Raw genomic sequence first — 20,467 nt, forward strand, 5'->3', positions numbered from 1 at the left:
CCCCGCCCCCCTCGGGACCGCCTCCGCCCCGGTCGGACCGAAGGCGACCGGGGCGGAGGGCAGGTGGCTGGGCCCGTAGGGGGCCGCGTCAGCTGAGAGACGACAGGGTTTCGTTCCATGTGGGCGACGGGCGCATGACCTTTGCGGCCTTCGCCGGGTCGGGCTGGTAGTAGCCGCCGATGTCGGCCGGGTTGCCCTGGACGGCGTTCAGCTCGGCGACGATCTTCTGCTCGTTCGCGGCGAGCGTCTCGGCGAGCGGGGCGAAGGCCTTCGCCAGGTCCGCGTCGTCGGTCTGCGAGGCCAGCTCCTGGGCCCAGTACAGGGACAGGTAGAAGTGGCTGCCGCGGTTGTCGATGCCGCCGACGCGACGGGTCGGGGACTTGTCCTCGTTGAGGAAGGTCGCCGTGGCGCGGTCCAGGGTGTCGGCCAGCACCTTCGCGCGGGAGTTGCCGGTGAAGTCGGCGTACTGCTCGAGCGAGGGGACCAGCGCGAAGAACTCACCGAGGGAGTCCCAGCGCAGGTAGTTCTCCTTGACCAGCTGCTGGACGTGCTTGGGGGCGGAGCCGCCGGCGCCCGTCTCGAACAGACCGCCGCCCGCCATCAGCGGGACCACCGACAGCATCTTGGCGCTGGTGCCCAGCTCCAGGATCGGGAAGAGGTCGGTGAGGTAGTCACGCAGGACGTTGCCCGTCACCGAGATGGTGTTCTCGCCGCGGCGGATGCGCTCCACCGACAGCTTGGTCGCCTCGACCGGCGCGAGGATCCGGATGTCCAGGCCCTCGGTGTCGTGCTCCGGCAGGTACGCGTTGACCTTGGCGATCAGGTTGGCGTCGTGCGCACGGGTCTCGTCCAGCCAGAACACCGCCGGGTCGCCGGTGGCGCGGGCGCGGGTGACGGCCAGCTTCACCCAGTCCTTGATCGGCGCGTCCTTGGTCTGGCAGGCGCGGAAGATGTCACCGGCCGAGACGGTCTGCTCGATCAGCACATTGCCGGCCTGGTCGACGAGACGCACCGTACCGGTGGTGGCGATCTCGAAGGTCTTGTCGTGGGAGCCGTACTCCTCGGCCTTCTGCGCCATGAGGCCGACGTTCGGCACCGAGCCCATGGTCGAGGGGTCGTAGGCGCCGTGGGCCCGGCAGTCCTCGATCACGGCCTGGTAGACACCGGCGTACGAGGAGTCCGGCAGCACCGCGAGGGTGTCGGCCTCCTGGCCGTCCGGCCCCCACATGTGGCCCGAGGTGCGGATCATGGCCGGCATCGAGGCGTCCACGATCACGTCGGACGGCACGTGCAGGTTGGTGATGCCCTTGTCGGAGTCGACCATCGCGAGAGCGGGGCCCTCGGCGAGCTCGGCGTCGAAGGAGGCCTTGATCTCGGCGCCCTCGGGCAGGGACTCCAGGCCCTTGTAGATGCCGCCCAGACCGTCGTTCGGGGTCAGACCGGCGGCGGCGAGCGTGGCGCCGTACTGCGCGAAGGTCTTCGGGAAGAACGCGCGCACCACGTGACCGAAGATGATCGGGTCCGAGACCTTCATCATCGTGGCCTTCAGGTGCACGGAGAACAGGACGTCCTCGGCCTTGGCGCGGGCGATCTGCGCGGTGAGGAACTCCCGCAGCGGGGCCACGTGCAGCACCGACGCGTCCACGACCTCGCCCTCGAGGACCGGTACGGACTCGCGCAGCACGGTGGTGGAGCCGTCGTCGCCGACCAGCTCGATCCTCAGCGCGCCGGCCTCGGAGATCACGACGGACTTCTCGGTGGAGCGGAAGTCGTCCACGCCCATGGTCGCCACGTTGGTCTTCGAGTCCGAGGACCAGGCGCCCATGCGGTGCGGGTGGGTCTTGGCGTAGTTCTTCACCGAGGCGGGGGCGCGGCGGTCGGAGTTGCCCTCGCGCAGGACCGGGTTCACGGCGGAGCCCTTGACCTTGTCGTAGCGGGCCTGGATGTCCCGCTCCTCGTCGGTCTTCGGGTCGTCCGGGTAGTCCGGCAGCGCGTACCCCTGCGCCTGGAGCTCGGCCACCGCGGCCTTGAGCTGCGGGATCGACGCCGAGATGTTCGGCAGCTTGATGATGTTGGCCTCGGGCGTCTTCGCCAGCTCGCCCAGCTCGTGCAGGGCGTCCGGGATCCGCTGGTCCTCGGTCAGGTACTCCGGGAACACCGCGATGATGCGTCCGGCCAGCGAGATGTCCCGCGTCTCCACGGAGACACCCGCCTGCGAGGCGTACGCCTGGACCACCGGCAGGAAGGAATACGTCGCCAGGGCCGGGGCCTCGTCAGTGTGCGTATAGATGATGGTCGAGTCAGTCACCGGGTGCTCCGCTCCACGTCTGCAACATTGCTCGACATCAAGATATCTCGTGATCGAGCCCGACTCGACAGGGGTCCGGACACGCTGTCCGAGAACCCGTGCATCTCCCGAGGCAACTCAGGCGTCCGATCTTGTGGTCATGCAGGTTGATCACACTCATCCGACGGCCGGACCCGACCATCCGGCCGCCCGACGAAAGCGGACCATGAGATATCGCACCAGAGTGACGGCCCCGGCAGCTCTGCTCGGCACGGTGGCGGCCCTGTCCCTGGCCTCCCCGGCGCACGCGGACCCGGAGACCGGCACCCCTGGCCCGGAGACCCTGGGGGACTCCGTCTACCCGAGCCTCGGCAACGACGGCTACCGGGTCTCCGCCTACGACCTCGACCTCGCGTACGACGCCGGCACGCGGCTCGTCGAGGCGACCGTGACGCTGACGGTCACCACCAGCCAGGAGCTGAGCCGCTTCTCGCTGGACGCGCTGGGCCTGGACATACGCACCGTGACCGTCGCCGGGGAGACGGCCGGCTTCGAGCAGGTGGGCGAGAAGCTGCGGATCACGCCCGCCGTCTCGCTGCCCGCGCGTCGGACGGTCACCGTCGTCGTGGCGTACGGCGCCGATCCGCGCCGCACGCTCGCCCACACCGCCTGGGTCCCCACTCCGGACGGCTTCGCCGTCTGCCCCCAGCCGAACTCGGCGCACACCGTCTTCCCGTGCAACGACCACCCCTCGGACAAGGCGGACTTCACCTTCCGCGTCACCGTCCCGGCCGGTCTCAAGGGCGTCGCGAGCGGGCGGCTGGTGAGCACCGAGGACCTCGGCGACGGCCGGACCGCGTACTGCTACGCGTCCCGGGAGCCGATCGCCACGGAGCTGGTGCAGATCACGGTCGGCGACTACGTGATCAAGGACCGGCAGGGTCCGCACGGGCTCCCGCTCCGGGACGTCGTCCCGGCCGCCCGGGCCACGGCCCTGGAGCCCGCGCTCGCCCTCACCCCGAACCTGGTGAGCTGGATCGAGCAGCGGCTCGGCGCCTTCCCCTTCGAGACGTACGGTCTGCTGCCGTGCAACAACGACGCCTCGAACGCCTTCGACTTCACGGGCCTGGAGACCCAGACCCTCACCCTGTACAAGCCGAACTTCCTGCTCCAGGCGGAGAGGAGCATCGGCTCGCACATGATGCACGAGCTGGTCCACTCCTACTTCGGCAACAGCGTCAGCCCGGCGACCTGGTCCGACCTGTGGCTCAACGAGGGCCACGCGGACTTCTACGGGCTGCTGTACCGCTACGAGCGCGGTTGGGCCGACTCCCTCGGCCTGACCACGATGGAAGCGCGTATGAAGGACACGTACGCGCGCGGCGACCAGTGGCGCAGGACCTCGGGCCCGGTCGCCGCCCCGAACGCGGTCAACCTGTTCGACAGCCAGCGCTACCTCGGCGGCGTGCTCGTCCTGTACGCGCTGCGCCAACAGGTTGGCGAGACGGTCTTCGCCGCGATCGAGTCCACCTTCCTGGAGCGCTTCCGCAACTCCTCGGCCTCGACCGCCGACTACATCGCCGTCGCCTCGGAGATCTCCGGCACGGACCAGTCCGGCTTCCTGCGGGACTGGCTCTACGGCACGAAGACCCCCAGGATGCCCGGCCACCCGGACTGGACGGTCACCCCCGTCACCTCGACCCTGCGCATCCCGCAGACCAGACCGAGCGCCCCGCACGACAACTCGGCGACGCTGTAGCCGACCCGGGGGAATGACCGCTCCCGACCGACATGGACGCCCCGCGCGGTCACGGCCGCACGGGGCGTCTGCGGGGCGATGGGTGTTGGGCGACAGGCCGGGTGCCGGTGGGCGGGCGCTGATGCGGCCGGGCAGTGCCGCTGTGGTGGAACCGCTCGTAAGGGGACCTGATCGGGGAGCCGCCGCACGGCCGGTCGCCCATGCGGCCGCGGCAGCCCAGGAGATCCCGCGTGCCGGCGAGCCCCGGCCTGGGGCCGGACGTCCGTACCCCCGCTGGGCCACAGCCCCGGCGTTCCCCCCACCGGCCTGACGTCGGCCCGTCGACCTAGTCGAACCGGGCGGGCGACACCTCGCCCGGCTCGATCACCGGCTCTCCGCCCCGCTGCTGAGGGATCGTCACCGAGCCCTGCTGGAGGGCGACCGTCCGGGTGGGGGCCGGGATGCGGATGCCCTCCTCGCGGTAGCGCTTGTGCAGTTGCTTGATGAACTCGTGCTTGATGCGGAACTGGTCGCTGAACTCCCCGACGCCCAGGATGACGGTGAAGCCGATCCGGGAGTCGCCGAAGGTGTGGAAGCGGACCAGCGGTTCGTGCTCGGGGACCGCGCCCTCCACCTCCGTCATGACCTCGGTGACGACCTCGCAGGTGACCCGCTCGACGTGCTCCAGATCGCTGTCGTAGGCCACCCCGACCTGCACCAGGATCGTCAACTGCTGCTCGGGACGCATGAAGTTGGTCATGTTCGTCTTGGCGAGCTCCCCGTTGGGGACGACGATCAGGTTGTTGGAGAGCGCGCGGACGGTCGTCTGACGCCAGTTGATGTCCTCGACATAGCCCTCCTCGCCGCTGCTCAGCCGGATGTAGTCGCCGGGCTGGACCGTCTTGGAGGCGAGGATGTGGATGCCCGCGAAGAGGTTGGCGAGGGTGTCCTGGAGCGCGAGCGCCACCGCGAGACCGCCGACGCCCAGGGCGGTGAGCAGGGGCGCTATGGAGATGCCCAGGGTCTGGAGCACCACCAGGAAGCCGATCGCCAGGACCAGCACCCGGGTGATGTTGACGAAGATCGTGGCCGAACCGGCGACTCCGGAGCGGGACGTGGTGACCGTCCGCACCAGCCCCGCCACCAGCCGGGCCGCCGCCACCGTGACGACGAAGATCAGCAGCACGGTCAGGATCTGGTTGACGGTCCGCTGGACCCCCTTGGCGAGCGGCAGGGCCGCCGCGGCGACGGCGATGCCGCCCGCGATCGCCGCCGACGGCACCACGGTCCGCAGCGCCGCCACGATCACGTCGTCACCGCTCCACTTGGTGCGGTCCGCGTGCTTGCCCAGCCACTTGAGCAGCATGCGCAGCAGGAAAGCCGCCACGAGGCCCGCCACCACCGCGATGCCGGCGACGACCAGGTCGTCCATGGTGAGATCCCGTTTGAATGCCGTCACGTTGCCACCTGTTCGAGAAGTGCGGGATGTGCGATCGCGTCGGCCGAGTGAAGCTTCCGTGGCCGACGCGACCGCTCATCCTGCCGTATCCGACACAGGAGTTCGTACTCGGCCGGATGCCGGATCGCCTTGTTTCAGACGATCCCCTCGGAGAGTTCGGCCTGCTCCCGGTCGGAGTACGCGGCCGTCGTGGGCGTGCCGTACGACCGCCGGGCGACGAACCACCACACCGTGGCGAGGAGCAGCACGACCGCCAGGGCGACGGAGGCGTAGTTCATGGTGTCCACCGTCACCGGCGAGGACTGCGGCAGGCAGAACAGCACCGTCACACCGGCCACCCACACCACAGCCGTCCATCCGATCGGCCTGCTCCACCGGCCCAGGCTCCACGGACCCGGCTGAAAACGGCTGCCCGCGCGCAGCCGCAGGAACACGGGGATGGCGTACGCGGGCGTGATCCCGATGACGTTGATCGCCGTCACCGCGCCATAGGCGGTCGCCGAGTACAGCGAGGGCAGCGCGAGCACCCCGGCGACCACGACCGACAGCCACACGGCCGCGACCGGCGTCTGCGTGCGGGCGCTGACCTTCCGCCAGAGCGCCGAGCCCGGCAGGGCCTTGTCCCGGCTGAACGCGAACACCATCCGGCTGGCCGCGGCCACCTCGGCGTTGCCGCAGAACAGCTGGGCCACGATCACCACGGCGAGCAGCGCGCTCGCCCCGTCGGTGCCGAGCCCGTCGAGCAGGATCTGGGCCGGCGGCACCCCGGTCCCGCTGGCCCGCGTGGCGTCGTAGTCCTGGATCGCGAAGGTCAGCCCCGCCAGCAGCACGAACCCGGCGATCCAGGAGACCCAGATCGAGCGCACGATGCCCTTCGCGGCCGACACCGAGGCGTTGGAGGTCTCCTCGGACAGGTGCGCGGAGGCGTCGTAGCCGGAGAAGGTGTACTGCGCGAGCAGCAGGCCGATCGCGGCCACGTAGACGGGGTTGTGCCAGCCGGTGTCGTTGACGAACTCGGTGAACACGAACGACGGCGACTGGTGGCGGTCCGGGACGATCCACAGGGCGCCGACGATGACCGCCACCCCGGCGAGGTGCCACCACACGCTGACCGAGTTGAGCACGGACACCAGCCGCACCCCGAACAGGTTCAGCACCGCGTGCAGCAGCAGGATCCCGAGGAAGATCAGCATGGTCTTCTCCGGTGTCGGCTCGAAGCCCCACTGGATGTTGGCGAACGCGCCCGCGAACAGGGCGGCGCCGTAGTCGATGCCGGCGATCGCGCCGAGCAGCCCGAGCAGGTTCAGCCAGCCCGTGTACCAGCCCCAGCGGCGCCCGCCGAGCCGGTCCGCCATGTAGTAGAGGGCGCCGGACGTCGGATACGCGCTGGTGACCTCCGCCAGCGCGAGTCCCACGCACAGCACGAACAGGCCTACCCCCGCCCAGCCCCACAGCATCACCGCGGGACCGCCCGCGCCCATGCCGAAGCCGTACAGGGTCATGCAGCCGGACAGGATCGAGATCACCGAGAAGCTGATCGCGAAGTTCCCGAAGCCGCCCATGCGCCGGGCGAGGACGGGCCGGTAGCCGAGCTCCCGCAGCCGCTGTTCCTCGTCGGGCTGCGGGACGTCCGGGGATATCGAGGGTTCGGATGACATACGAGGACCTCCGGTGAAGTGGCAGGAGTGGTACGGATGTCAGGCGCCGTACGCCGCGGAGCTGCTGCGAGCCCGCGCCTGGAGGAAGATCTGGACGCCCTCGGCCCGCTCGCCGTCGGCGTCGGTGCGGTAGGACCACGGCAGGGGCGTGTAGTACGGGCCGAGCGCCTCGAAGACCCGGGCCGCCTCCTCGAACCGCAGCGCGCCCCACAGCGCGTGGGCGAGGTGGTTGAGGTCCAGCGGGGTGCGCTCCTCGGCGGGGGCCTGCGCGAACCAGCCGTCGTGCGCCCGGCCCGCCTCCCGGACGGCGTCCTCGGCCACCCAGTGCAGGTCCAGCGCCGCCCGGGACCCGCGGCCGCGCCGGTACCGCTCGACCCGCACATAGAGCGGCAGCACGTGCAGAGCGGAACCCGGCGGGGCCGACTCGGCGGCCCAGTGCGCGAAGCCGACCGCCTCCGCCAGCCGCTCCGAGGACGCCTGCGCGTACAGGAACTGGAGCATCCGGTGGTGGGCCTCGCGGTTGTACGGATCCCGCTTGTCGGCCTCGGCCAGCAGCCCCCAGGGCCCCGGCGGCAGCATCGGTCCGGGCGACGCGGCGCGGTGCTCCTCCCACAGCAGCCGCTGGTCCAGCTGCGCCAGCGCCAGCAGACACACCCACGGCACCGGGTCGTGCGCCGCGACCCGGGCGGCGGTCCGGCTCACGTCCCAGGCCTCGATCCACAGTTCGTGCGTACGGCGGTGCCGCTCGCGCCGGGCCCGCAGCGCGCGCTCCACCGCGACCCGGGCCCGCATCACCGTGGCCGGCACACTGCCGGGCTCCTCGGTGAGCCAGGTCCGCACCACGTCGGTGCCCGCGGCCGCCGCAGCCAGCACCTGGGTGCGCTGGGTCCACTGCCACCAGGCGGTGGTCCGCTCCAGCAGAGTGCGCATCGACATCCAGCGCCCGGTGCGGACCTCCTGGAGGGCCGCGCGCAGTTCCGGGTCGTGACCGGCGGGATCGTAGACGGGGCGTGCTCCTTCTCTGGCCATCACCCGCCCGCCCCGGACACGGGACCGGGCAGGACGGCGAGGTGGAGTAACAACAGCCCTCCTCGGGGCGGCGGTTGAGGAGATCGCGCGGGACGGCGGTCACTATAGGGGCGGGGAATGGACCGCACACCACCTTCCCGATCATTGCCAACTTCTCTTCACAACAAGGGAGTTGACTGGTGATCAGCCAGTCAACGGGCCCAAGAAGCCGCTGGTGGGAGCCGCTTGACGGGACACGGACGGCGACGGCAGGCTGTCGGGCAGTGATCGCTCAGCAACGCGTGCCGGGAGGGGCCTTCAGGGAATGACCGGTCCGGTGCTCGCCGTCGACCAGGGCACGTCCGGCACCAAGGCCCTGGTGATCTGCCCCGAACGCGGGGTCATCGGCACCGGGTTCGCCGAGGTGCGGCCCCGCCATCTGCCCGGCGGACTCGTCGAGGTCGATCCCGCACGGCTCCACGACTCGGTGATCGAGGCCGGTTCGCGTGCGCTCGCCGACGCGGGTGAACCGGTCGTGGCGCTGGGCCTCGCGAACCAGGGGGAGACCGTGCTCGCCTGGGACCCCGCGACAGGCCGGCCGCTCACCGACGCGCTCGTCTGGCAGGACCGGCGGGCACAGAGCGTGTGCGCCGAACTCGCCAAGTTCGCCGAGGAGTTGCGGGACCTGACGGGTCTCCCGCTGGACCCGTACTTCGCCGCCCCCAAGATGGCCTGGATCCGCCGTCACCTCACCCGCGAGGGAGCCGTCACCACCAGCGACGCCTGGCTGGTCCACCGGCTCACCGGGGCCCTGGTCACCGATGCGGCCACCGCGGGACGCACCCAGCTCCTCGACCTCGACCGCGCGCAGTGGTCCGAGCGGGCGCTGGGACTCTTCGGCCTCGCGGACGAACAGCTCCCGGAGGTCGTCGACAACGCCCGACCGGTGGGCGTGACCAGGGCGTTCGGACCGGAGATCCCGCTCACCGGACTTGCCGTCGACCAGCAGGCCGCGCTGCTCGCCCAGCGCGTCACCGCACCGGGCGGCGCCAAGTGCACGTACGGCACCGGTGCGTTCCTGCTCGCCCACACCGGATCCGTGCCCCGGCGCGGTGACTCGGGACTGGTGAGCTGTGTGGCCTGGCAGTTGGAGGGGCGGACCAGTTACTGCCTGGACGGCCAGGTGTACACGGCCGCGTCCGCGGTCCGCTGGCTCACCGACCTGGGCGTCATCGGGGGCGCCGCCGACCTCGACGCCGTGGGCGGGACGGTCCCCGACAGCGGCGGGGTGACCTTCGTCCCGGCCCTGGCCGGTCTCGCGGCCCCCTGGTGGCGGGGCGACCTCAGGGGCTCCCTCACCGGACTCGGCCTCGACACCGGCCCCGGCCATCTGGTGCGGGCGCTCTGCGAGGGCCTGGCGGCGCAGGTCGTCTCGCTGGCCGAGGCCGCCGAGGCCGACCTCGGCTCGCCCCTGGACACCCTCCGCGTCGACGGCGGCCTCACCCGCTCGGCCCTCCTCATGCAGACCCAGGCAGACCTGCTGCAACGCCCGGTAGAGGTATCCGCGCTGCCGGACGCGACCGCACTGGGCGTGGGCGCCCTGGCCCACCTGGGCGCGGAACCCGGCCTGTCGGTCGCCGACGCCCTGCCGGACTGGAAACCGGCCGCGGTGTACGAGCCACAGGTCTCGGCAGGGGAGGCGGCGGAGCGACTGGCAGGCTTCCGGAGGGCGGTCGCAACGCTCCTGGAGGAAGCGGCCGAATGAAAGAGACGGTCCGGCAGCGCCCCCTCAGGGGCGCGGGGAACTGCGCGACCGGCCCCGACGGCGCGGCAGCCGAACGACGCCACATCGCGGCACGACGCCACATCGCGGCACGACGACCCGTCGCGGCACTCACATGACGGCTGACACCCGAGCCACGGTCACCCGCCAAGGCCCCCTGCCCTCACTCCCTTACGACATCACCGTCACAGGCGCCGGAGTCGTCGGCAGCGCCATCGCCAGAGCCCTCGCCCACCACCCCCACCTCCGCATCGCCCTCGTGGACGCCCAGGACGACGTGGGACAGGGCAGCTCGAAGGCCAACACCGCCATCCTGCACACCGGTTTCGACGCCACCCCCGGCTTCCTGGAGGCCCGCCTCGTCAGAGAAGGCGCGCGGCTGCTCGCCGAGTACGCGACAGCGACCGGCATCCCGGTGGAACCCGTCGGCGCCCTCCTCGTCGCCTGGGACGAGGTGCAACACGCCGCCCTGCCCCGCCTCGCGGAGAAGGCGGAGCGCAACGACCACCCGGACACCCACCTGATCGGCCCGGAAGAGCTCTACGCACGGGAACCCCACCTGGGCCCCGGCGCGCTCGGCGCCCTGCACGTGCCCGGCGAGAGCATCATCTGCCCCTGGACGACGAACCTGGCCTACGCCACCCAGGCGGTCCTCAGCGGCGTAGACCTCCACCTCAACGCCCAGGTCAGGACGGTCCGCCGGGACGGCGAGCACCACGTCCTCGACACGACCCGGGGCCCCCTGCGCACCCGCTGGCTCGTCAACGCCGCCGGGCTGCACGCCGACACCCTCGACCGCGCCCTCGGCCACGACGACTTCACCGTCACCCCGCGCCGCGGCCAACTGCTCGTCTTCGACAAGTTCGCCCGCGACCTCGTACGGCACATCCTCCTGCCCGTCCCCACGGCCCTCGGCAAGGGCGTCCTGGTCGCCCCCACGGTCCACGGCAACGTCCTGCTCGGCCCGACCGCCGAGGACCTGGACGACAAGCGGGCCACCCACTCCACCGCCGAAGGACTGCGAGCGCTCCGCGACCAGGGCCGCCGCATCCTCCCCGCCCTGCTCGACGAGGAGGTCACCGCCGTCTACGCGGGCCTGCGCGCCGCCACCGAGCACGAGGACTACCGCATCACCGCGCACCCCGAGCAGGCGTACGTCACCGTCGGCGGCATCCGCTCGACCGGACTGACCGCCTCCCTCGCGGTCGCCGCGTACGTGACGGACCTGCTCGCCGACAGCGGGCTGGACCTCGGGCCCGCCGAGGACCTGGAGCCGGTGCGCATGCCCAACCTCGGCGAAGCCTTCCCACGCCCCTACCAGCGGCCCGAACTCATCGCCGCCGACCCCGAGTACGGCACCGTCGTCTGCCACTGCGAGCGGGTGACCCGGGGCGAGATCCGCGACGCGCTCACCGCCACGATCCCCCCGGCCGGACTCGACGGACTGCGCCGCCGGACCCGGGCCCGGGCGGGGCGGTGCCAGGGGTTCCACTGCGGGGCGGCGGTACGGGAGTTGTGGGAGACGGCACAAAGGGCACAGGGCGCGGAGGGCCGGTCATGACAGCGGCACGCCGGGTCGACGTCCTCGTGGTGGGCGCCGGCCCCGCCGGACTCGCGGCAGCGGCCCGTCTCGCGGCCGCCGGAGTGCCCCGCGTCGAGGTCCTCGACCGGGAGCCGGCGGCCGGGGGAGTGCCGCGGCACTGTGCCCACGGCGGCTACGGCACCTGGCGGCACCCCCTGACCGGCCCCGAGTACGCCCGACTCCTCGTCAGCGCGGCGGAGCGCGCCGGAGCCGCCGTACGCACCCAGGTCACCGCCCTCGACTGGGCGGGCCCTCTGGCGCTGCACACCGTCGGCCCCGGCGGCCCGGAGACGATCGAGGCGCGCGCGGTCGTGCTGGCCACCGGCGCCCGCGAACGCCCGCGCCCCGCACGGCTGGTGCCCGGCACCCGCCCGGCCGGCGTCCGCACCACGGGCGAACTCCAGCAGGCCGTGCACCTGTACGGACAGCGGATCGGCGAGCGGGCGGTCGTGGTCGGCGCCGAGGACGTCTCCTACGCGGCCGCCGCCACCGTACGGGCCGCGGGGGCCGTGGTCGTCGCCATGGTCACCGACCTCCCCCGTCCGCAGACCACCGCGGCCCGCGCCGCCGACGCCCGGCTGCGACAGGGGATCCCGCTCCTCACCGACACCACGGTCACCGAACTCCTCGGCCACGGGAGGCTGTCCGGTGTCCGGGTCCGGCACCACGACGGTCGTACGACGGTACTGCCTTGCGACACCGTCGTGTTCACCGGCGACTTCGTGCCCGAGCACGAACTGGCCCGGCGTGGCGGCCTCGCCCTCGACACTGGCACGCGCGGCCCGGTCGTCGACGGCTCGCTGCACACCTCACGGCCCGGTGTCCTCGCCGTCGGCAGTGTCCTGCACGCCGTGGAGAGCGCGGCGACCGCGGCCCGCGAGGGTGCCCACGCGGCCGGTGCCGTGCTCGAAGCGCTCGCCGGAGCCGAACGCCCCGCCGGCGTGCCCCTGTCGGTCGAGCCGCCCCTGCGCTGGATCGCCCCGAACCGCGTCACCCCGGCCGACCGCGGCCTGCCGTACGTCCTGCGCACCACGGTCCCCTTGGGCCGGTCCCTCCTGCACGTCACCCAGAACGGCCGGACACTGCACCGCCAGACCCTGCGCCGGGCACTCCCGAACCGGACCATCACCCTGGCCGCCGGCTGGACGCACCGGGTCGATGCCGGGGGCAGGGCCGTGGTCGTCCGGGTCACCGGGCGGTGAGGTCCCGTGCGCGTCGGTCGGATCAGGGGACGGCAGCGTGGCGTGCGCGTCGGTCGGATCAGGGGACGGCAGCGTGGCGTGCGCGTCGGTCGGATCAGTGGACGGCAGCGTGGCGTGCGCGTCGGTCGGATCAGTGGACGGCAGCGTGGCGTGCGCGCCGGTCGCATCAGTGGACGGCAAGTCGGCGTGTCCGCCGGTCGGAACAGTGCGCGGTGATTCCCGTGCCCCCGGTCAGATCACCTTCAGCCGCACCAGCGCGCCCAGCGTCAGCGCGCCCGGCAGCAGCGGCACCCAGACCGTGATGATCCGGTACGCGAGCACCACCGCCGTGGCCACGGCCGCCGGGCCGCCCGCCGCCACCAGCGCCACCACCAGGGCCGCCTCCACCGAGCCGACCCCGCCCGGCGTGGGCACCAGCGCCACCGCGCAGGTCGCCGCGAGGTAGGCGAGCGCCATGTGCACGGGCGGCACCGACAGCCCGAGGGCCTGTCCCACCGCGGCCAGCCCCGCCGCCTGGAGCGCGGGGAAGGCGAGCGAGCCGCCCCACAGGGCGAGCGCCCGGGACGGCCGGGCGTGCACCGAGCGGGCCTCGCACAGCGCGGTCCGCAGGAAGGAGCCCACCGCCGACCGCACCCGGCGCACACCGGTGAGCACGCCCACGGCCACCACCAGCACCGCGCCCAGGCCCAGCAGCAGGGGGCCGACCGCCGTCTCGGGCAGCAGGGTGCCGAGCCGCAGCGCGTCCGGGAAGGCGACGAGGAGCGCGGTCAGCAGGGTGAGCCGGCCGATCGTCTCCGCCATCAGATACAGGGCGAGCGCGGCCGAGGAGCGGGCGAGCGGAACCCCGCACACCGTCATGAACCGCAGGTTGACCGCGCTCGCGCCGAGCCCCGTCGGCAGCAGGTGGTTGGCCGCGCCAGCCGCGAACTGGGTGGCCAGCAGCCGTCGCCGGGGCAGCCGCTGCACCACGGCGCCCTGCCGCGTGAAGGAGGCGGCCACCCACGTCAGACAGGTGGCACCGACCGCGGCCAGCAGCCACGGCCACTCGGCGTGCCTCAGATGCCCGAAGCCCTCGGCGAGCACGGACCGGTGCTGCACCGCCACGACGGTGACCAGCAGGAGCGGGACCAGACACAGGATCTGGCGGATACGGCGGACGGGGAGGCGCTGGGGAAGGCGTCCCTGGGGGAGTTCTACCGCTGTCACATCGGGAGAGGTTCTCCGCACCGCGCCAACGGCGGGTTGCGGAAGCGGGACGAGGGCCTTACGTACGGTCATCGAGTCCTTCGGTCGGGCGGTCGACGTTCGGGCGTTGACCTCAACAACGCTTGAGGTCCTAGGTTTTCTCCCATGAGCATGGAGACCACAGCCTGGACACAGCTGCACAGTGTCATGAACGCCGAGCAGGAGCGCCGTCCGTTCGCCCGCGCGACGCTGCGCCGCATCGGCGCGTTCGCCCGCCCGCACCGCGCCCGCATCGCCCGTTTCGTCGTGCTCGGGGTGGCGACCGCGCTGCTCGCCGTCGCCACGCCCGTCCTGGCCGGCAACGTCGTGGACGCGATCGTGTCGGGCGACGACGAGGGCGAGGTCGTACGCCTGGCCCTGCTCATCGCGCTGATCGCGGTCGCCGAGGCGGCGCTCGGCATCCTCGCCCGGCGTCTGTCGGCCTCGCTCGGGGAGGGACTCATCCTCGATCTGCGCACGGCTGTGTTCGATCATGTGCAGCGCATGCCGGTCGCGTTCTTCACACGCACTCGTACGGGAGCGCTCGTCTCCCGTCTCAACAACGACGTCATCGGCGCCCAGCGCGCCTTCAGCAACACCCTGTCCGGCGTGGTCAGCAACCTGGTGACCCTGCTGCTGACCCTTGTGGTGATGCTCACCCTCTCCTGGCAGATCACCCTGCTCGCGCTCGCCCTGCTCCCCGTGTTCGTGATCCCGGCCCGCCGCATGGGCAGCCGGATGGCCCGGATGCAGCGGGAGGCGGCCACCCTGAACGCGGCCATGGGCACCCGTATGACCGAGCGCTTCTCCGCAACGGGCGCCACCCTGGTCAAGCTCTTCGGCCGGCCCGAGCAGGAGTCCGTGGAGTTCGCGGCCCGGGCCCGTCAGGTGGCCGACATCGGCGTGCGCACGGCCACCGCACAGTCGGTCTTCATCACCGCCCTCACCCTGGTCTCCGCCCTGGCCCTGGCCCTCGTCTACGGCCTCGGCGGCTGGTTCGCCCTGCGCGGCACCCTGGAACCCGGCGCGGTGGTCTCCCTCGCCCTGCTCCTGACCCGCATGTACGCCCCGCTCACCGCGCTGGCCGGGGCCCGCGTCGAGGTGATGAGCGCGCTGGTCAGCTTCGAGCGGGTCTTCGAGGTGCTGGATCTGAAGCCGCTGATCGCGGAGAAGCCGGACGCCCGTGAGGTTCCCGAGGGACCGGTCGCCGTGGAGTTCGAGGACGTCCGCTTCGGCTACCCCTCCGCCGACAAGGTCTCCCTGGCCTCACTGGAGGAGGTCGCCTCGCTGGACACCCGCGGCGGCGCCGAGGTCCTGCACGGCGTCTCCTTCCGCGCCGAACCCGGCCGGACGATCGCCCTCGTCGGCTCCTCCGGCGCCGGGAAGTCGACCGTCGCCCAGCTGCTGCCGCGGCTCTACGACGTCGACGCGGGCGCCGTCCGGGTCGGCGGCGTCGACGTCCGCGACCTGACCGCGGGCTCCCTGCGGGCGACCCTCGGCATGGTCACCCAGGACGGCCACCTCTTCCACGACACCGTCCGCGCCAATCTGCTGCTGGCCCGCCCGGAGGCGACCGAGGACGAGCTCTGGGACGCCCTGCGCCGCTCCCGCCTCGACGCCCTCGTACGGTCCCTGCCCGACGGTCTCGACACCGTGGTCGGCGAGCGCGGCTACCGGCTCTCCGGCGGCGAACGCCAGCGCATGACCATCGCCCGGCTCCTGCTGGCCCGCCAGCGGGTCGTCATCCTCGACGAGGCCACCGCCCACCTCGACAACACCTCCGAGGCGGCCGTCCAGGAGGCGCTCACCGAGGCGCTGGAGGGCCGGACGGCGATCGTGATCGCCCACCGCCTGTCCACGGTCCGGGCGGCCGACCAGATCCTGGTCGTCGAGGACGGCCGGATCGTGGAGCGGGGAACCCACGGAGAACTCCTCACCCTCGACGGCCGCTACGCCGAGCTGTACCGCAGCCAGTTCGCCTCGCACGAGGGAGGAGTGCCGGAAGCCGACGGGGAGGTCACGGAGGCCGCCGCGGTCTAGGCCGTCGTCGGGTGTCCGTCTCCGGAGGGACGAGTCCTGAGCCGCAGCCGTCACGGCCGAAGCAGCGGCCCAGGATCCGGATCGCCGTTGGGGGACGGGAGCCTGTCAGCCGTCCTTGCCCATGGCCTTGCGTACGGCGTCCCGGGTGCGGTCGACCAGGGCCGCGACCGGACCCAGCATCATGTTCCTGGCCGCGGACTCCGTGCGGGGGTGGGGGTGGGTCGGGGCCACCGCCTCGGCGGCCTTCAGGGCGGTCGACATGGAGGCGAGGCGAGCCTTGTCGGCGTGGCGGCGGATGTGGTTGAACTCGTACCGCTCCTCGGCGCGGGCGTGCTTCATCACGTCCAGACGCAGGGTCTGGAGCTCGGGCAGGAACTTGGGGTCGTCGGGGTCCGTCCCGTCGAGCCGGGACAGCAGTTCCTTCGCCTCCCGCTCCTCGGCCAGCCGCTCGTCCGCGACTTTCGCCCCGTCCGGCACCGACGTACGGGTGAAGGGCCGGATCACCTCCTCCTCGGCCGTCTCGTGCACGGCGAGCAGCCGCACCAGCTGACGGAACGCCGCCCGGCGCTCGTCCCCGGCCGTCCGCTCCACCTGGTCGAAGAGGTTGCGGATGTCGCCGTGCTGCCGCATCAGCAGGGCCACGACGTCGGCGTCGCTCGCGGCGATCCCGGCCATGTCAGCTCCTCTCCCGCAGGGCGGCGTCGGGGTGCTCGCCCTCCGTCTCGATGCGGTACTCGCGGCCGAACAGCTCCTGGTGCTGCGCCATCACGCGCTCGCTGGGCGGCTCCTCGCCCCCGTGGATCTGCTCCTGCATCCTCTCGAACCGCTCGTGGGCGTCCCGGACGTAGCCGGTGCCGAGGGTGGTCAGATCGATCTGGGTGTCCAGCAGGCCCCGTACGAACTGCTTGTTCTCCTCGAAGGTCAGGACGTTCGGCAGCTCCGGGGCGAGGATCTCCTGCGGCTCCCGGCCGTCGTGACGGCGCATCAGGTCGCAGGCGATCCGCAGGTGTTCGAGCTCCATGTTCAGGTGCAGCTCCCAGACCGCCTTCACCTTGGGGTCGGGCTCCTGCTCCATGAAGGAGTGGTAGAGGTAGCACTCGTTGTACTCGTGGGTGACGAGCTGCTCCCACCACGACTCGCCCGGGTCGACCAGCGACTCGTAGTGGGTGACGTGCTCCTCCTCGATCAGCCCGATCTCCTGGTACAGCCGGCGGGCGATCGGCTCCATGTACTGGGGGCCGACATTCATGTAGAAGTTCATGGTCTGCTGCTCCGCGGCCATGATCGTCAGCGCGTGCAGCCGGGAGAGCGGGTTGACCGTCGAACGGTCGTAGGGCTCGCGCACGTTGTCGACCGGGTGCCGGTGGTGGAACCTGGTCGGCCGTCCCGGCATCACCTCGGTGAGCCCGTCGACGATCGACTCCGCCTTGCGGTGCTCGATCATCTCGTAGAGGTTGGCGTAGCGGTACAGGTGGTCGAAGTCCTCCAGGACGCCGAACTCGTACGCCTGCCTCAGGTACGGGTCGGGCTCGTGGCGGGCGATCCAGCCGGTGAGGTCGACCGCGACCTGCTCGTAGGAGATCGTCGTCTCCAGGACCGAGGCGAGGCCGGGCAGCAGCCAGTTGACGACCTTCTGCTGCTGTTGCTCGATGTAACGCACCTCCGCCAGCTGCCGCTTGACGTCCAGGTCGGGACAGCGGCGGGCGAACTGGTGGCTGAAGAGGATCGCCTCGACCTCGATGCCGTTCATCGCGATGATGCGGCACTTGGTGTACGGGTCACCGTGGTCGGGGTCGACGGGCTCGACGTCGAGCTCCCGCCAGTTGCGCAACTGGCGTTCCAGGGGGATGCCTTGATGTTCCAGGGGGTTGAAGCCCATGAGATCTCCTCGGCTGCGGGCCGGAGCGGAGCCGCGCGGGTACCCGTGACGGTTCGGTGTAACCCGTGTGCGAGGAGGGTGGAGAGGCGCCGTCCGCACCGAGGAGAGCCGAGGTCACGTCGAGGCGTTCGTCCCGGTCGGAGCGTTCGTCCCGGTCGGGGCCGTCGACGTCGGTTCCGGCCGTGACGTCGGGAACAGCAGCGTGTCGGCTGCCCTGGCGTGCAGCGCGTCCAGTGTCCTGATCTGGCGGTCGGCCCGGCGCAGCAATTCCTCCAAGCGGTCGGCGTCGAGCCGCGCGTCCTGCGCCGACCCGGCGAGCAGTCCGCGCCACAGGGCCGCCTTGCCCTGCACCCCCAGCCGCATCGCCTCGAGTTCGATCAGCAGCGAGAGCCCGGAGCGACGCACCAGCCGTCCGTTGGGCTTCGCCCGTCCGGCCTTCTCGGCGAGCCAGGCCCCGTACACCTTGTAGCGCCGCACCGGCACGTCGAGGTCGGCGAGGAGGCGCACCAGGGCCTGCCGGTCCTGCGAGACCTCCTTGCGCAGGTTCTCCAGGGCCTCGCCGAAGGGCGACTGACGGTGTTCCCCGGCCATGCGGCGTGCGAGCTCGACGCCCGCCGTCGATCCGGCCAGGTGGTCGTTGAGGTAGATCACCAGCCGCTTCTGCCGGGTGCCGGCGTCCTGCGAGCTCTGTGTCGTCGTGTTCATGATCGTCTCCGGCTGCCGCGGTCCTGTGTCAGCCTCCGAGTGCCCCCACCGGGCCGGTCAACCGCCTCGCCGACGGAACAGGGTCCGGGCCCGGGTGGTGTCCCGCCGGACCTCGGTGCTTTCGTGGGCCGGCCCCTTCAGGCGCGTTCCCCCTCGTGACCCTCGGCGTCGATGACGTCGCGCTTTCCGCTGTGCCGTTTCTGGTCGTGCTTGGCCACCTCGGGGTGGTGCAGGTCGAAGGCGGGGGACTCGGAGCGGATGCGGGGCAGTTCGGCGAAGTTGTGGCGCGGGGGCGGACAGGAGGTGGCCCACTCCAGGGAACGGCCGTAGCCCCAGGGATCGTCGACCTCGACGCGCTTGCCGTACTTGGCGGTCTTCCACACGTTGTAGAGGAAGGGCAGCGTGGACAGGCCGAGGACGAAGGCACCGATGGAGGAGACGGTGTTGAGGGCGGTGAAGCCGTCGGCGGCCAGGTAGTCGGCGTAGCGCCGGGGCATGCCCTCGGCGCCGAGCCAGTGCTGGACCAGGAAGGTGGTGTGGAAGCCGACGAACAGCGTCCAGAAGTGGATCTTCTCCAGGCGGTGGTCGAGCATGGTGCCGGTCATCTTCGGCCACCAGAAGCTGAACCCGCCGAACATCGCGAACACGATCGTGCCGAACAGGACGTAGTGGAAGTGCGCCACGACGAAGTAGGTGTCGTGGACGTGGAAGTCCAGCGGCGGGGAGGCCAGCAGAACTCCGGTCAGCCCGCCGAAGAGGAAGGTGACCAGGAAGCCCGTCGCCCACAGCATCGGTGGCTCGAAGGAGACCGAGCCCTTCCACATCGTGCCGATCCAGTTGAAGAACTTCACCCCGGTGGGCACCGCGATGAGGTAGCTCATGAAAGAGAAGAACGGCAGCAGCACGGCCCCGGTGGCGAACATGTGGTGGGCCCACACCGTCACCGACAGGCCGGAGATGGCCATGGTCGCGCCGATCAGCCCCATGTAGCCGAAGATCGGTTTCCGGGAGAACACCGGGATGATCTCGGTGACGACCCCGAAGAACGGCAGCGCCAGGATGTAGACCTCCGGGTGCCCGAAGAACCAGAACAGGTGCTGCCAGAGGATCGCCCCGCCGTTCTCCGCGTCGAAGACGTGCGCGCCGAAGTGGCGGTCCGCCTCCAGCGCCAGCAGGGCGGCGGCCAGGACGGGGAAGGCCAGCAGCACGAGTACCGAGGTGAGCAGCACGTTCCAGGTGAAGATCGGCATCCGGAACATGGTCATGCCGGGGGCGCGCATACAGATGATGGTGGTGATGAAGTTGACCGCGCCGAGGATGGTTCCGAACCCGGACAGCGCCAGCCCCATGATCCACATGTCGCCACCGACGTAGGGGGTGCGTTCGCCGCCGCTCAGGGGGGTGTAGGCGGTCCAGCCGAAGTCGGCGGTGCCGTTGGTGGTGAACATGCTGCTCACCACGATCAGCCCGCCGAAGAGGAACAGCCAGTACGAGAACATGTTCAGCCGCGGGAAGGCGACGTCGGGGGAGCCGATCTGGAGCGGCATGATCGCGTTGGCGAATCCGGCGAAGGTCGGGGTGGCGAACAGCAGCAGCATCACCGTGCCGTGCATGGTGAACGCCTGGTTGTACTGCTCGCTGGAGAGGAACTGCAGCCCCGGCCGGGCCAGCTCCGCCCTGATCGCCATCGCGAGCACCCCGCCGAGCAGGAAGAAGCAGAACGAGGTGATCAGATAGAGGTGGCCGATCTTCTTGTGGTCGGTCGTGGTCAGCCAGGAGACGATCACCTGGCCCCTGCTGCGGCGCTCCACCGCGGGGACCGGCGCGACAGGTTCGGTGTGTACGGCCATCGGCCCGCCCAACGGTGCCTCGGAGAAGTGTGCGTGTCGGGCAGTGTGTAAC

The 20,467-nt window shown here is 71.4% G+C and carries 14 protein-coding genes; 5 read left to right on the forward strand and 9 right to left on the reverse strand.

The window, feature by feature from the left end:
- Positions 1 to 88 precede the first annotated feature (88 nt).
- Complete coding sequence (locus tag ACFULQ_RS00625) at positions 89 to 2,308, reverse strand: NADP-dependent isocitrate dehydrogenase (protein ID WP_383536146.1); 2,220 nt, start codon at positions 2,306 to 2,308, stop codon at positions 89 to 91.
- A 205-nt stretch (positions 2,309 to 2,513) separates the two neighbouring features.
- Here ACFULQ_RS00625 and ACFULQ_RS00630 point away from each other — a divergent pair, with 205 nt between their 5' ends.
- On the forward strand, positions 2,514 to 4,046 hold the full coding sequence (locus ACFULQ_RS00630; protein WP_383536148.1) for a M1 family metallopeptidase: 1,533 nt from the start codon (positions 2,514 to 2,516) through the stop codon (positions 4,044 to 4,046).
- Positions 4,047 to 4,371: 325 nt separating this feature from the next.
- Here ACFULQ_RS00630 and ACFULQ_RS00635 read toward each other — a convergent pair whose 3' ends face one another.
- The 3 genes from ACFULQ_RS00635 to ACFULQ_RS00645 form a co-directional block, all read right to left on the reverse strand.
- Positions 4,372 to 5,457 (reverse strand): mechanosensitive ion channel family protein, encoded by a 1,086-nt coding sequence (locus ACFULQ_RS00635; RefSeq protein ID WP_383536320.1) that lies wholly within the window; start codon positions 5,455 to 5,457, stop codon positions 4,372 to 4,374.
- A gap of 161 nt (positions 5,458 to 5,618) precedes the next feature.
- Positions 5,619 to 7,142: an amino acid permease gene (locus tag ACFULQ_RS00640; RefSeq protein ID WP_383536150.1), complete on the reverse strand. Its 1,524-nt coding sequence runs from the start codon at positions 7,140 to 7,142 to the stop codon at positions 5,619 to 5,621.
- Between the two features lie 39 nt (positions 7,143 to 7,181).
- Positions 7,182 to 8,171 (reverse strand): hypothetical protein, encoded by a 990-nt coding sequence (locus ACFULQ_RS00645; protein ID WP_383536152.1) that lies wholly within the window; start codon positions 8,169 to 8,171, stop codon positions 7,182 to 7,184.
- A 304-nt stretch (positions 8,172 to 8,475) separates the two neighbouring features.
- Between ACFULQ_RS00645 and ACFULQ_RS00650 the strand changes: the two genes are divergently transcribed.
- The 3 genes from ACFULQ_RS00650 to ACFULQ_RS00660 all read left to right on the forward strand — a co-directional run bounded on the left by ACFULQ_RS00650 (position 8,476) and on the right by ACFULQ_RS00660 (position 12,717).
- A complete protein-coding gene (locus ACFULQ_RS00650; protein ID WP_383536154.1) occupies positions 8,476 to 9,915 on the forward strand; it encodes an FGGY family carbohydrate kinase in 1,440 nt (479 codons plus the stop codon).
- Positions 9,916 to 10,048: 133 nt separating this feature from the next.
- A complete protein-coding gene (locus tag ACFULQ_RS00655) occupies positions 10,049 to 11,494 on the forward strand; it encodes an FAD-dependent oxidoreductase (RefSeq protein ID WP_383536156.1) in 1,446 nt (481 codons plus the stop codon).
- The gene (locus tag ACFULQ_RS00660; RefSeq protein ID WP_383536158.1) at positions 11,491 to 12,717 is read left to right on the forward strand and encodes an NAD(P)/FAD-dependent oxidoreductase; all 1,227 of its coding nucleotides are present in this window, start codon (positions 11,491 to 11,493) and stop codon (positions 12,715 to 12,717) included. The genes ACFULQ_RS00655 and ACFULQ_RS00660 overlap by 4 nt, the downstream gene beginning before the upstream one ends.
- 231 nt (positions 12,718 to 12,948) lie before the next feature.
- On the opposite strand, the gene ACFULQ_RS00665 is transcribed toward ACFULQ_RS00660, so the two are convergent.
- On the reverse strand, positions 12,949 to 13,923 hold the full coding sequence (locus tag ACFULQ_RS00665) for a YbhN family protein (protein WP_383536160.1): 975 nt from the start codon (positions 13,921 to 13,923) through the stop codon (positions 12,949 to 12,951).
- 150 nt (positions 13,924 to 14,073) lie between these two features.
- On the opposite strand from ACFULQ_RS00665, the gene ACFULQ_RS00670 reads away from it, so the two are divergent.
- Positions 14,074 to 15,981, forward strand: a complete 1,908-nt coding sequence (locus tag ACFULQ_RS00670) for an ABC transporter ATP-binding protein (RefSeq protein WP_383536323.1) — start codon at positions 14,074 to 14,076, stop codon at positions 15,979 to 15,981.
- A gap of 105 nt (positions 15,982 to 16,086) precedes the next feature.
- Here ACFULQ_RS00670 and ACFULQ_RS00675 read toward each other — a convergent pair whose 3' ends face one another.
- The 4 genes from ACFULQ_RS00675 to ctaD form a co-directional block, all read right to left on the reverse strand.
- On the reverse strand, positions 16,087 to 16,656 hold the full coding sequence (locus ACFULQ_RS00675; RefSeq protein ID WP_383536162.1) for a hemerythrin domain-containing protein: 570 nt from the start codon (positions 16,654 to 16,656) through the stop codon (positions 16,087 to 16,089).
- Between the two features lies 1 nt (position 16,657).
- Positions 16,658 to 17,860 (reverse strand): hypothetical protein, encoded by a 1,203-nt coding sequence (locus ACFULQ_RS00680; RefSeq protein ID WP_383536164.1) that lies wholly within the window; start codon positions 17,858 to 17,860, stop codon positions 16,658 to 16,660.
- A gap of 114 nt (positions 17,861 to 17,974) precedes the next feature.
- Positions 17,975 to 18,565, reverse strand: a complete 591-nt coding sequence (locus tag ACFULQ_RS00685) for a hypothetical protein (protein ID WP_383536166.1) — start codon at positions 18,563 to 18,565, stop codon at positions 17,975 to 17,977.
- 137 nt (positions 18,566 to 18,702) lie between these two features.
- Positions 18,703 to 20,415 (reverse strand): cytochrome c oxidase subunit I, encoded by a 1,713-nt coding sequence (gene ctaD, locus ACFULQ_RS00690; RefSeq protein WP_383536168.1) that lies wholly within the window; start codon positions 20,413 to 20,415, stop codon positions 18,703 to 18,705.
- Between the last annotated feature and the right edge of the window lie 52 nt (positions 20,416 to 20,467).

The organism is Streptomyces sp. NPDC057253, from assembly GCF_042669125.1.
Lineage (GTDB): Bacteria > Actinomycetota > Actinomycetes > Streptomycetales > Streptomycetaceae > Streptomyces.

Bases quoted from the DNA above. Each gene is read 5' to 3' on its own strand.
- ACFULQ_RS00640 (WP_383536150.1), bottom strand. From the start codon at position 7,142: ATGTCATCCGAACCCTCGATATCCCCGGACGTCCCGCAGCCCGACGAG.
- ACFULQ_RS00680 (WP_383536164.1), bottom strand. From the start codon at position 17,860: ATGGGCTTCAACCCCCTGGAACATCAAGGCATCCCCCTGGAACGCCAG.
- ACFULQ_RS00685 (WP_383536166.1), bottom strand. From the start codon at position 18,565: ATGAACACGACGACACAGAGCTCGCAGGACGCCGGCACCCGGCAGAAG.
- ACFULQ_RS00645 (WP_383536152.1), bottom strand. From the start codon at position 8,171: ATGGCCAGAGAAGGAGCACGCCCCGTCTACGATCCCGCCGGTCACGAC.
- ACFULQ_RS00655 (WP_383536156.1), top strand. From the start codon at position 10,049: ATGACGGCTGACACCCGAGCCACGGTCACCCGCCAAGGCCCCCTGCCC.
- ACFULQ_RS00675 (WP_383536162.1), bottom strand. From the start codon at position 16,656: ATGGCCGGGATCGCCGCGAGCGACGCCGACGTCGTGGCCCTGCTGATG.
- ACFULQ_RS00635 (WP_383536320.1), bottom strand. From the start codon at position 5,457: ATGGACGACCTGGTCGTCGCCGGCATCGCGGTGGTGGCGGGCCTCGTG.
- ACFULQ_RS00670 (WP_383536323.1), top strand. From the start codon at position 14,074: ATGGAGACCACAGCCTGGACACAGCTGCACAGTGTCATGAACGCCGAG.
- ACFULQ_RS00660 (WP_383536158.1), top strand. From the start codon at position 11,491: ATGACAGCGGCACGCCGGGTCGACGTCCTCGTGGTGGGCGCCGGCCCC.
- ACFULQ_RS00650 (WP_383536154.1), top strand. From the start codon at position 8,476: ATGACCGGTCCGGTGCTCGCCGTCGACCAGGGCACGTCCGGCACCAAG.
- ACFULQ_RS00630 (WP_383536148.1), top strand. From the start codon at position 2,514: ATGAGATATCGCACCAGAGTGACGGCCCCGGCAGCTCTGCTCGGCACG.
- ctaD (WP_383536168.1), bottom strand. From the start codon at position 20,415: ATGGCCGTACACACCGAACCTGTCGCGCCGGTCCCCGCGGTGGAGCGC.